Raw genomic sequence first — 12,575 nt, 5'->3', positions numbered from 1 at the left:
CCGGCTGTGCTTTTTTCATTCATATTTCGGAATCAGGGCATCTGGTACGGCATCTTTCGCTCTTTCTTTTCTTGCCCAGTCAAAGAAGACAACAGCAAGGATCGAGCCGTACACAATCTCCTGAATAATTTTCATCAAAATCGCACCTAGCTGCTGGTCTTCTAGCAGCGGCAAGGTATGGAACATTTCAGGACCTGTGAGCGCAAGACCTGCCAGCGTATCACTTGGTACGCATAGATGCAGCGCCTGTATCCAAGCACCAGCATCAGAATAGGTTGCATAGATCGGTGCCTCACTAAACATGATGAGTGCACACGCAGGAGTCATTAATATCCCGTCTGCCATGATATAACCAAGCTTTAAAATGCCTGTAATCTGAGGCTGACTTTGGACTTTATGAACGAGCGGCCACCACATGAAAAAGGCAGCGATAAAAATGACCACTGTCATCAGCGCATGATAAAACGGATCTGTTTTCACAAAGTCAAACACAAGCGGAATATGGTACATCGAAAACAAGCCGTTAAATCCTAGCAATGCAATTAAAGGCTTGGAAAACAAACGAAACATCTGCTGAATGCCTGGTATTTGTATGATCCGCTCCCAAATGGCCACAGGTAATCCTGTAATAAGGAGAGGCGGAATGACTAAATAGAGCACCGCCATTTGCGCCATATGTGCACTAAACATAATATGCCCCATTAAATCAACTGGGCTTCCTTTTACGGCGTATAACAGAACAAGCCCCGTCAGAAACAACGTTTTCTCTTTTACCGTCGCACGATGCTTCCCCTTTGTCACAAGAAGCAGATAAAGAGCAGCTGCTATGACAATACTAGTCAAATAGTAAGGGCTCCATAATGCCCGAAATCCGAATATTTCTAAGTTCTCCATTGCTGCGCCTCCTTCAAGGGCAAAGCGGGCTTACCACCAAATAATGGTCAAAAAGGCTAATACGGTAATAAACGCGACAAACACACCTGAGTAAAGAAACAATGCGGGTGTTTCATGCCCTTTTTGGTTCATGTGCATAAAATAATAAAGCTGAAAAGCCACCTGAATAACGGCAAGCAGTAAAATAAATGGTACTGCGAACCAGTTTCCTACGTCTTCAGAAGCGATTGTTAAAAAGGCAACAAAGGTTAATCCAATCATCAAGCCGAAAGAAATGAGCTGATGCTTCATTTCTTCGGCATTTTTCTTTTTACGGTATACAAGATCGACTTTAGACTGATTTGTGTTTTTATTTCCCATTCTTATCCCACCATTCCCATTAAATATACAACGGTAAAGATGAAGACCCACACAACATCAATGAAGTGCCAATACAGACTTGCCACATAATATTTCGGCGCATTGTATAAATCGAGTCCGCGTCTCATATTTCGAATCATAAGAGCGGTAATCCAGCAAAGTCCAAAGGCGACGTGAGCCCCGTGAGTTCCTACAAGTGTATAGAAGGAGGAACCAAGAGCTGAGCTGGTAATGGTAAAATCATACGCATGCACATAATGATAGAACTCATAAATCTCAACCCCTAAAAATGAAGCACCTAATAGCACAGTCACACCAAGCCAAAGCTGCATCTTTTTAAAGGCAAAGTTTTTCATATGATACATTGCATACACACTCGTTAAACTGCTCGTTAGTAGTAGCATCGTGGCAATAAAGACAAGCGTGAGATCAAACATATCAGTTGTTTTTGCTCCGCCTGCATTAGAGTTTTTCAGCGCCAAATACGTGGCAAAGAGCGATGCAAACAGAACGGTTTCTCCCCCAAGAAACAACCAGAACCCGACGAACTTATTCTTTCCTTCTAACGTGGCTTTCTCAGGAGAAGCCGGAAAAGTTTCTGCTGTCATTTTTTGTGGTTCCATTATGCTTTCACCCCTTTATCATCGTCATCGGTCAAATCTTCTTTGTGAATATGGTACCCATGATCGTCTTTAAGAGAGCGAACCAGCATGGTTGCAAATGTAATGCCAAGACCAATGAGAATCACTGGAAGCCCCCAGCTATGCTCTTGACGATACATGAAGCCAAACGCTGACACAAATAGACCGAATGAGATAATGACAGGTAAGATGGAATTATTCGGCATGTGAATATCATCGAGCGGTTCAGATGCTGTCATTCCTTTTTTACCATCCATTTTTTCAATCCATAATGGATCTAGTCCTCTGACAAGCGGAAGCTGTTTAAAGTTATATTCTGGCGGAGGTGAAGACACTGCCCATTCAAGCGTTCTTCCATCTCCCCAAGGATCGCCCGATACACGCTCCCCTTTTGCTGTCGTCCAGATGATATTAATCAGCATGATGACAACAGCTACAAACATGAACAGTGCCCCAATCGTACTGACCAAGTTCCCAAGGTCTAGCCCCTGACCCGGCAAGAATGTAAAGACTCGGCGCGGCATGCCCCAAAGACCGAGAAAATGCTGGATAAAGAAGGTTAAATGGAAACCGACGAAAAACAGCACAAAGCCAATTTTCCCAAGCTTCTCATTCAGTATTTTTCCAAACATCTTCGGCCACCAGTAATGCACACCAGCTAAAATACCGAATACAACCCCGCCGATAATGACGTAGTGGAAATGCGCCACAACAAAGTACGTATCATGGAACTGATAATCTGCTGCAGCTGCTGCAAGCATGACTCCGGTTACCCCGCCAAGTAAAAACGACGGTATAAAGGCAACGGAATACAGCATCGGCGTTGTAAACTTCACATTACCGCCCCATATGGTGAGCAGCCAGTTAAATACTTTAATTCCTGTAGGCACCGCAATCGCCATTGTGGCTACAGCAAAGATCGCATTGGCAATCGGACCAAGTCCAGTTGTGAACATGTGATGCGCCCACACCATGAATCCAAGGAAACCAATCAATACAGTCGCAAACACCATAGACGAATAGCCAAACAGCCTTTTTCTTGCAAACACTGGAATGATTTCAGAAAATATTCCGAATGCTGGCAGGATTAAGATATAAACTTCTGGGTGTCCGAAAATCCAGAACAAATGCTCCCAGATGATTGTATTTCCGCCGAGCTCTGGATTAAAAAAGCTCGTATCAAACATTCTATCAAGCATCAGCATCGCAAGCCCTGCAGTAAGCGGCGGGAATGCGAATAAAATCAGTGCTGAGGCGACAAATGTCGTCCAAGTAAAGAGCGGCATTCTCATATACGTCATACCAGGCGTTCTCATATTAATAATCGTTGCAAGAAAGTTGATTCCGGCAATTAGCGTACCAATACCCGCTATCTGCAACCCTAAAATATAGAAATCCATGCCGTGTCCTTCTGAATTCAGCGTGAGCGAAGCGTATGCAGTCCAGCCTGCATCAGGTGCCCCGCCCATAAACCATCCAAGATTTAAGAAAATTCCTCCGAAAAAGAACAGCCAAAAACCAAGTGAATTCACAAATGGAAACGCTACGTCACGTGCACCAATTTGAATAGGTACAACCGCATTCATTAATGCAAATAAAAGCGGCATTGCTGCAAGGAAAATCATCGTTGTTCCATGCATCGTCATGACTTCATTGTAAAACCCTGCACTTACAAAATCATTTTCTGGGATGGCTAGCTGAATACGGATTATCATCGCTTCCAGGCCGCCAATTAAAAAGAAAAATCCCCCTGCCACTAAATATAGTATGGCAATTTTTTTGTGGTCAACCGTCGTCAAGTAATCCCATAAGACAGCGCCAAACCCCCGCTTTTTAGCTATAGTACTCACCATGAAATCCCCCTCTTATCTCCCATTTGTCCCTTTTCATATAGATGTTTTAACTTTACACAGACTGTGTCTGACAGATGGCTACTTCTTGGTTGTAGAGACATATTCGGGAGCTCTTAACAAAAACTTCACATCGATTAATTACCCTCTTACACATTCCTATTAGAAATTACTCGATTTTAAGTCCTTTTAAATACTCATAAAGTGCATCTGCTTCTGAGTCATTTAATTTAGGGTACGTCCCTGTCATTTTATTTCCTGGTTTAAAGCTCTCTGGATCTTTCAGCCATGCTTTCACGTTTTCTTTGTTCATGTCTTTAATTCCAGCTACTTTCGTTCGCTCTCCGAAGGTTGCAAGGTTTGGTGCTGTCCTTGCTGCTTCCGGCCGTTCGTCCCCAGGCTCTACTGCGTGACAGCTCAAGCAGTTTTTCTCTTTAAATAATTTTTCACCTTCAAGGGCAAGATCTTTTGTGGATGTAGGCTTCTTGTAATCAGCCATTTTTTTCGTCCATCCTAAAAACTCATCTTGAGAAAGCGTTTTAACTTTAAAGTCCATTAAAGCATGCGAGGGACCGCAAAGCTCCGCACATTTCCCGTAGAAATATTCTCCTGCATCTTTCGTTCGTTTTGAATCAAAGGTTAAATAAAACTTGTTTTCATTGTCTGTGTTTGTATCAATTTTACCGCCAGCCGATGGAACCCAGAAAGAGTGTTTCACATCAGATGCTTTCAGCTTGAAGTAGACCTTTTGATCTGTCGGTACAATCAATTCCTGACTCGTGACAATCCCATAATCAGGGTATTCGAATTCCCACCAATATAAACTGGCTCTTACATTGACAACAAGTGTCTTTTCAGGATCTCGTTTTTTCTTATCCATAGCGCTTGTATCCCCAAGCTCAAGCGTGTATGCCACAACAGGCACAACGAGAATAATGAGGAGAAGAATCGGAATCGCTGTCCACGTAATTTCTAGGTTACGGTTCCCTTCCACCTGCTTTGGAATCGTATCTTCTCCAACTTTAGAACGTTTGAATTTAATGATGACGTAAAAGAAAATGATCGATACAACAATGACGACAAGAACCATAATGAGTGTACTCAGTACCGTTAGGAAAAATTGTTTATCTGCTACTTCCCCAACTGGTTTGAGTGTTGATAAGTATGGTTCACCACAGCCCGCCAAAACGAGCGTCAATAAGAGAAACAGTGAATAAACACGCCATTTTCTTATCATAATTTGTCCCAACCCCTTTTGCTTGATCTCCTTTGCCTTTCGCTTTTTACCTCTTATTTATAAAATCACTTTTCACCCATCCATAACCCCCGCCTCTTATAAAAGCACTTACATTTCCTGTTTTCATAAAAAAATGATGTTTTTACTCAAAATACCATCTATGTATAAACAGAAAGCCGCCTAAATAGAACTGAATATCAGGCGGCTTTCATAGTTGTTAGAAAATGTTGTGTTATAAGATATAGCCTTGTTTTGATGTGATCAAAGTGTATTTTACTCTAGAATAGTGTAATAATAATCATCGCGACGAAAAAGATGGTTAAGTAGTTTAATGAATAAACGAACATGAGCGTTGACCACTTCATGACGTCTTTCATTTTAAAGCCCATAAGGCCAATGACGAGCCATCCAATATTCAGCAATGTGCCAAGTGCTACAATCGGCCATCCTAATCCACCTAAGAAAAATGGAAGCGGGAGAAGACATGCTGTCCAAATGATGATTTGGCGCTTCGTGACTTCAAAGCCATAAACGACTGGCAGCATTGGAATACCTGCCTTACGGTAATCTTCCGTTTTCTTAATCGCAAGTGACAGGAAGTGCGGGATTTGCCAAATGAACATAATCATAAACAAAACCCAAGCCGTTGTGTCGATTGTACCTGTGACAGCTGTCCAGCCGATTAATGGCGGCACCGCACCAGATACACTTCCAATAACGGTATTAATGGTGTAATGGCGTTTAGACCACATGGTGTAAAGAACCGCATAAGTAAAGACTCCGATAAATCCAATCACTGCTGATGTGATAGTTGTCATCAGAAGCATGATGAGTCCAAGTACAACAAGCAAAATACCAAATGCATACGCTTGCCCCGGCTGAATCTTACCTGTAACCGTCGGTCTTGTTTTTGTTCTTTCCATTAATATATCAATATCACGGTCAAACGCATTATTAATGGCGCATGAACCGGCAATAATAAGAGAAGAACCAATCATTGTTAACAGCACAATATCAAGATTCCCAAGGAAACTCATCCCTGTAAAATAAAAAGCAAGCCACATTCCAGTAAATGTTGTAATGAAGTTGGAATTGACGATGCCCATTTTAATCAGAGCAAGAAAATCTTTCCAAGCTGTTGTTTCTTCTATTTGTCCATGAATAGCTGCTTCCGCGGCTGTTTTGGAATTTGCCAATGTGTATAACCTCCCTTGCCCAAACCTTCAAACAAACAATGAAACGTAAATTCGTTACAACTCTATCATACAAGATAAACAGCTGTAAAAAAACATCCTATTAAATAATAAACGACAATCTCGAAGTTATTTGTGAACTTTTAGTGAATTTATTAGGATTTATCTGTGTTTCAGAAGGCGGTGCAAAATGAAATATTCTCTCCTCTATTTCTATCAGACTGTGAAAGAAAGATCAAGCACTCTAAATCTGTAAACTTTGTGAACTAACATATCATTTTTTTGTGAACTTTGGTCATTATGAATTGCAACAGAACACGCATTTGGCTTAAACTTGAGAGCATGTGAGGTTTTTCAATTAGATCAGAAGTTTTTTAGAGAAGGTGAAATAATTTGATGAAATTTGCTTTAAGGTTATTGAGCGTGATCACAACGTTTGTGATGCTGATCGTTTTGATTGGCGGTGCGCTTGTGACGAAAACCGGCTCGGGTCTTGGCTGCGGCAGGCAGTGGCCCCTTTGTCACGGTCGTTTCTTCCCTGAAATGAACCCTGCTTCCATCATCGAATGGAGTCACCGCATGTCAACAGGGGTTTCAACCATTCTTGTCTTGGCACTGGCGGTCTTATGCTGGAAAAAGATTAGTCCAGTATTCCGTGAAACCAAATTTTTGGTCATCATGTCGATTATATTCTTACTGCTACAAGCGCTGTTAGGGGCTCTTGCCGTCGTGTTTGGTTCCAACGCACTTGTCATGGCACTGCACTTCGGTATTTCACTCATTTCTTTTGCTTCAGTGTTATTGCTTGCGCTTCTTGTATTTGAGGCAACCAGATCTGAAACAAAGCTTGTGAAGCCGCTTCATATCGGCAAAAAAATGCAGTTTCATATTTATGGTTTGATCACCTATACGTATATCGTGGTGTACACGGGTGCTTATGTGAGGCATACAAAGTCAAGCCTTGCTTGCTCTGTTTTCCCGTTTTGTTCAAAAGACGGTGCACTTCCAGCATACTTTAATCAGTGGGTGCAAATGTCTCACCGAGCAGCAGCACTTCTTTTATTCGTCTGGATATTTGTTGCGATGTTCCATGCCATGAAACATTATAAAGAACAGAAGCAGCTGTATTATGGATGGATCATTTCAGCCATTCTCATTACACTTCAAGCGATTTCAGGTGTGATGTCTGTGTATTCTCAGCTCGCACTAGGTTATGCGCTGGCTCATTCATTCTTTATTTCCTGTTTGTTTGGAGTACTCTGTTACTTCTGTCTACTCATTGCCCGGTTTAAATATGAAAGCAAAGAACCATTCAAATAAGAATTTGTATCCCCCTTCCATATGGAATGGGGGATTTGTTTTATTGTTGTTTTGCTTCTTCAAATAGCGAAATGGCTTTTTTGCGTCTTTCCTGGTGGTCAACTTCCGGCAGCGGATATGTATCACCTAGCACACAGCCCGATTTCAATTGCTCATCAATCGGCATTTTACTTGGTTCATGAATCCATTTTTCATCGACACGCTCTAGCTCTGGTACATATTTTCTAATCAATTCCCCGCTCGGGTCAAATCGCTTTGACTGAGTCGTCGGGTTGAAAATGCGGAAGTACGGCACCGCATCTGTTCCGACGGAGGCTGCCCACTGAAATCCTCCGATATTTGACGCCTCATCATAATCCACAAGTTTTTTTGCAAAATACGATTCGCCCTTTCTCCAATCAATCAAATAATCCTTTGTTAAAAATGAAGCTGTAACCATTCGCAAGCGGTTATGCATCCAGCCCTCCTCATTTAACTGTCTCATCCCTGCATCAACGAGCGGAAAGCCTGTTTCTCCTTTACACCAAGCTTCAAACAGCGTCTCATCTTCATTCCATTTCATTCCTTGAAACGCCGAATTGATTTCTTTTTCTTTCATCTCAGGATAATGCGCATAAATCATATGATAAAAATCACGCCATGCCAGCTCTTTGATAAAAGTCTCTCTGCCCTCGTCTTCATAGAGTGGTTCTTCATATATCGCATGAAAGATTGTTCGAATCGAAATAGTGCCTGTTTTTAAGAACCGCGACAGCTTGCTCGTTCCAAAAACAGACGGAATATCTCGTTTCTCATGGTAACGCGTTAATCTTTTTTGGATAAATTGATGAAGCGTGTTCATCGCTTTGTCTGAGCCGATTTGATCAAACTTCCTTGAGCAGCCCTTTATCAATTCTCGCAGTTTATCATTTCCTTTTTGCGAAAGTGGCTCATCACAAATCGTATGCTCGCTGCTAAAAAATGATTTGTCAACTTTTATCACAGGCTGCTTTTCTTGCTTACGCCATGATTGATAGTATGGAGTAAACACTTGATAATGTGATCCATCTGCTTTTAAAATATCTCGCGCCCCGTGAAGGTGTGTATCTTGCCATGTTGACACATGAATGCCCTTCTTTTCTAAAAAATCGGTTACTTGCTTGTCACGCCTTTGACCGATCCCCACCTCATCTTCATTAAAAAAGACGGCTTTGATGTCATACACTTCCATGACCTGCTGAAAGGCGCGCAGGACATCATCATGGAGAAGGTGAACATACACTTGAGATTCTCTCGCTTCCTTGACGAAATGCGCCAAGTTTTGAAAGAAATGTTCGTTATTTATATCCATTTCCATTTCAGTAAAGAATGGATCTAGATGATAAAGAGCCAACAATTTGTACTCGTGTTTTTTTGCATAAGTGATCGCTTTTGACAAGGCGATATGATCATCCAATCGCATATCTCGGCGAAACCAAATCACGACAATTTCCAACTTTCTTCACCTCACTCTATAGTGTAATCACTCTCGCAGGCTGCTGCACATTTTAATGCGCTCAAAAAAAGACACATCACGATGGATGTGTCTCACTTATTATTCAGGCTTTAAAACAATCAGCAGATCTCCGGTTTGAATCGGTTCTCCATTTGTCACATGTATTTCATCTACGACCGCAGTGAATGGGGCTTGTACAGTCGTCTCCATTTTCATGGCTTCATTGATCATCAAATGCTCACCTTGCGAGATTTTCTGTCCTTTTTCCACGAGCACTTTGATGACAGTGCCTGGCATTGATGCGGCAATGTGATTTGGATTTGAACGGTCCGCCTTCATTTTTTCTTGAACGGATGATTTGATGCTTTCATCCTTAATCACGACTTCACGCGGCTGTCCATTTAGCTCAAAGTAAAGAACTCTTGTGGCATCTGGATTCGGTTCTCCAATTGACACGAGTTTTACAATGAGGGTTTTTCCTTTTTCAATTTCTACCTCTATCTCTTCACCAAGCCTCATCCCGTAGAAGAACGTAGGTGTGTCAAGAACAGAGATGTCTCCGTAGCTTTCTGCTGTTTGGACAAATTCAGAAAAGACTTTCGGATATAAGGCATACGCAATCGCGTCTTGCTCTGTCAGCGTCAGGTCATGAGATTCTTTGAACTGCTGCTGAATAGCTTCAAAGTCAACTGGCTTCAGCTTTTCACCAGGTCTGACAGTGAGCGGTTCTTCTCCTTTTAAAATCAGCTTTTGCAATTTTTCAGGGAAACCGCCATGCGGCTGGCCTAAATAGCCTTTAAATAGTTCCACAACAGAATCCGGGAAGTCTAAAGTTGCTCCTTTTTCATAGACATCTTCCTCTGTTAAATCATTTTGCACCATATAAAGTGCCATGTCTCCGACTACTTTAGAGGATGGTGTCACCTTCACAATATCACCAAACATGTCATTCACACGTCTGTACATTTCTTTTACTTCGTTCCAGCGGTCGCCAAGTCCGACACCTTTCGCCTGCTGCTGCAAGTTACTATACTGACCGCCAGGCATTTCATGCTCATAAATTTCTGTATGCGGCGAATTCATGCCGCTTTCGAACTCATGATAGTATTTTCTGACAGAATCCCAGTATTGAGAAAGGTGTTCGACAGATTGGACGTTCATGTCTGGCTTTCTTTCATGTCCATCTAAAGCATAGTACAGTGAGCTCGCACTTGGCTGCGATGTGAGCCCCGCCATAGAGCTAACGGCCACATCGACAATATCAACACCTGCATCAATTGCCCTTGCATAGGTGAACAGTCCATTTCCACTCGTATCATGTGTATGAAGATGGATAGGGATCGTGAGTTCATCTTTTAAAGCAGAGACTAACTCATAAGCTGCCTGCGGCTTTAATAATCCCGCCATATCTTTAATACCTAAAATATGTGCACCGGCAGATTCAAGCTCTTTCGCAAGAGATACATAATACTTAAGATCATATTTCGGACGAGATGGATCGAGAATGTCCCCTGTATAACAAATGGCTGCCTCTGCCACTTTGCCTGATTCACGAACAGAATCTATGGCAAGCGTCATGCCTTTGACCCAGTTTAAGCTATCAAAAATACGGAACACGTCAATGCCTGCCTCAGCCGATTCCTTTACAAATGCTTTAATTACATTATCTGTATAGTTTGTATATCCGACAGCGTTTGATGATCTTAAAAGCATTTGGAACAAGGTGTTCGGAACTTCTTGACGAAGCTCTTTTAATCGCTGCCAAGGATCTTCTTTTAAGAAACGGTACGCAACATCAAATGTAGCACCGCCCCACATTTCCATACTAAACAGCTCTGGCCATAAACCTGCTGTTGGCTGGGCAACTTTCTTTAAATCATGAGTTCTGAAGCGGGTCGCAAGTAGAGACTGATGCGCGTCCCTAAAGGTTGTATCTGTTAAAAGGACGCTCTTTTGTTCTTTCACCCAATTGGCAAGGCCCTCAGGTCCATGCGCATCTAACAATTGTTTAGTCCCAGATGGCATCTCTTGCTTGAGAGGAAGCTTCGGTACAATAGGCTTGTCAAAATGAGGCTTCTTTTTCTCCGCAATACCAGGGAATCCATTAATGGTCACGTTACCAATATAAGTCAGCATCTTCGTTCCACGGTCTTTTTGTTTAGGGAAATTAAATAGATCTGGCGTTGAATCGATAAACGACGTATCGTATTCCCCTTTTAGAAACTTCTCATGCTTTGCCACGTTTTCAAGAAACGGAATGTTTGTTTTAATCCCGCGAATTCTGAATTCTTGTAAATTACGGACCATTTTAGCAGCAGCCTGATCAAATGTGAGCGCCCATGTGGAAAGCTTGACCAATAATGAATCGTAATAAGATGTAATGACCGCACCTTGGAAGCTGTTCCCAGCATCTAAGCGTACACCAAATCCCCCACCTGAACGGTAGGCCATAATTTTTCCTGTGTCCGGCATAAAGTTATTTAAAGGATCCTCTGTCGTGACCCTTGATTGAATGGCAAATCCATGTGTGAAGATATCTTCTTGCTTTGGTATTCCGACTTCATTGCTATGGAGATCATGACCCTTTGCGACAAGAATTTGGGTTTGTACGATATCGACACCTGTGATCATTTCTGTGATCGTGTGTTCCACCTGTACCCTAGGATTGACTTCAATAAAATAAAACTCTCCATTTGCAACAAGGAATTCTACAGTTCCTGCATTAATATATGATACATTCCGAGCCAGCTTAACAGCCGCTTCGCAAATGTCTTCACGCAGTTGATCTGTAAGAGACACACTTGGCGCCACTTCAATAACTTTTTGATGCCGCCTTTGAACAGAGCAGTCACGCTCATATAAATGAATGATATTGCCGTGATTATCACCAATCACCTGCACTTCAATATGTTTCGGATTTTCAATCAGTTTCTCAACATATACTTCGTCATTTCCAAAAGCAGCTTTCGCCTCTGACTTTGCACGGTCATAGCCTTCATTCAGCTCCTCTTTTGATCTGACAATCCGCATACCCCGGCCGCCGCCGCCTAGTGAAGCTTTAATAATAAACGGGTAACCGTATTCTTCACCGAATTTTTCGACTTCTTCGGCCGAATCAACTGGTCCATCACTTCCTGGAATGACTGGAATTCCAGCTTTTTTCGCTTCTTCTCTTGCCTTTACTTTATCTCCAAACATATCTAAATGTTGAGAAGTTGGACCGATAAATTGAATGCCTTCCTCTTCGCATCGTCTTGCAAAATGAATGTTTTCAGATAAAAATCCGTATCCTGGATGAATCGCATCCACGTCATTTCGTTTTGCAATTTCGATGATCCCCTCGATATCAAGGTAGGCATCAATCGGCTTTTTCCCTTCTCCAACTAGATATGCTTCATCTGCTTTATAGCGATGATAAGAGCCCGAGTCTTCTTTGGAATAAATGGCTACTGTACGTAAATTGAGCTCCGTACAGGCCCTGAAGACTCTGATAGCAATTTCCCCTCTGTTTGCAACTAGAACCTTTTGAATTGTTCTCTGTGACATTTCTCACTCCTCCATATCCCTTAAAATTTTATATGTACTCTATAATAAAGGAAGAAATGA

General features: G+C 42.0%; 9 protein-coding genes. 1 reads left to right on the top strand and 8 read right to left on the bottom strand.

The features are described 5' to 3' along the window. Window positions 1-15 precede the first annotated feature (15 nt). From ctaG to cyoE, 6 genes are all read right to left on the bottom strand, one after another. A complete protein-coding gene (gene ctaG / locus MHH54_RS07250; protein ID WP_268494188.1) occupies window positions 16-894 on the bottom strand; it encodes a cytochrome c oxidase assembly factor CtaG in 879 nt (292 codons plus the stop codon). Window positions 895-924: 30 nt separating this feature from the next. After that, the gene (ctaF, locus tag MHH54_RS07245) at window positions 925-1,254 is read right to left on the bottom strand and encodes a cytochrome c oxidase subunit IVB (RefSeq protein ID WP_003211520.1); all 330 of its coding nucleotides are present in this window, start codon (window positions 1,252-1,254) and stop codon (window positions 925-927) included. Window positions 1,255-1,256: 2 nt separating this feature from the next. Next, the gene (gene ctaE / locus MHH54_RS07240) at window positions 1,257-1,880 is read right to left on the bottom strand and encodes a cytochrome c oxidase subunit III (RefSeq protein WP_088001578.1); all 624 of its coding nucleotides are present in this window, start codon (window positions 1,878-1,880) and stop codon (window positions 1,257-1,259) included. Continuing rightward, window positions 1,877-3,748, bottom strand: coding sequence for a cytochrome c oxidase subunit I (gene ctaD, locus MHH54_RS07235; protein WP_050945109.1), 1,872 nt, complete (start codon window positions 3,746-3,748; stop codon window positions 1,877-1,879). Before ctaD ends, ctaE begins: the two co-directional genes overlap by 4 nt. A gap of 166 nt (window positions 3,749-3,914) precedes the next feature. Next, window positions 3,915-4,982 carry a cytochrome c oxidase subunit II gene (gene coxB, locus MHH54_RS07230; protein ID WP_003212202.1) on the bottom strand — a complete coding sequence of 356 codons (1,068 nt, stop codon included), beginning with the start codon at window positions 4,980-4,982 and terminating at the stop codon, window positions 3,915-3,917. 278 nt (window positions 4,983-5,260) lie between these two features. Continuing rightward, on the bottom strand, window positions 5,261-6,178 hold the full coding sequence (gene cyoE, locus MHH54_RS07225) for a heme o synthase (protein WP_003211774.1): 918 nt from the start codon (window positions 6,176-6,178) through the stop codon (window positions 5,261-5,263). A 393-nt stretch (window positions 6,179-6,571) separates the two neighbouring features. Here cyoE and MHH54_RS07220 point away from each other — a divergent pair, with 393 nt between their 5' ends. Beyond that, window positions 6,572-7,495: a heme A synthase gene (locus MHH54_RS07220; protein ID WP_003210766.1), complete on the top strand. Its 924-nt coding sequence runs from the start codon at window positions 6,572-6,574 to the stop codon at window positions 7,493-7,495. Window positions 7,496-7,535: 40 nt separating this feature from the next. Here the strand turns inward: MHH54_RS07220 and MHH54_RS07215 are convergent, their stop codons facing one another. Next, window positions 7,536-8,969 carry a deoxyribodipyrimidine photo-lyase gene (locus tag MHH54_RS07215; protein ID WP_342500824.1) on the bottom strand — a complete coding sequence of 478 codons (1,434 nt, stop codon included), beginning with the start codon at window positions 8,967-8,969 and terminating at the stop codon, window positions 7,536-7,538. Window positions 8,970-9,068: 99 nt separating this feature from the next. Next, window positions 9,069-12,515 carry a pyruvate carboxylase gene (gene pyc, locus MHH54_RS07210; protein ID WP_342500823.1) on the bottom strand — a complete coding sequence of 1,149 codons (3,447 nt, stop codon included), beginning with the start codon at window positions 12,513-12,515 and terminating at the stop codon, window positions 9,069-9,071. Between the last annotated feature and the right edge of the window lie 60 nt (window positions 12,516-12,575).

This window comes from Bacillus sp. FSL K6-4563 (assembly GCF_038630405.1).
Taxonomy (GTDB): Bacteria; Bacillota; Bacilli; order Bacillales; family Bacillaceae; genus Bacillus; species Bacillus pumilus.
This window is presented reverse-complemented; position numbering and strand designations above follow the sequence as displayed.

Coding starts and splice junctions, on each gene's coding strand:
- ctaG (WP_268494188.1), bottom strand. CDS start 894: ATGGAGAACTTAGAAATATTCGGATTTCGGGCATTATGGAGCCCTTAC.
- ctaF (WP_003211520.1), bottom strand. CDS start 1,254: ATGGGAAATAAAAACACAAATCAGTCTAAAGTCGATCTTGTATACCGT.
- ctaD (WP_050945109.1), bottom strand. CDS start 3,748: ATGGTGAGTACTATAGCTAAAAAGCGGGGGTTTGGCGCTGTCTTATGG.
- coxB (WP_003212202.1), bottom strand. CDS start 4,982: ATGATAAGAAAATGGCGTGTTTATTCACTGTTTCTCTTATTGACGCTC.
- MHH54_RS07220 (WP_003210766.1), top strand. CDS start 6,572: ATGAAATTTGCTTTAAGGTTATTGAGCGTGATCACAACGTTTGTGATG.
- pyc (WP_342500823.1), bottom strand. CDS start 12,515: ATGTCACAGAGAACAATTCAAAAGGTTCTAGTTGCAAACAGAGGGGAA.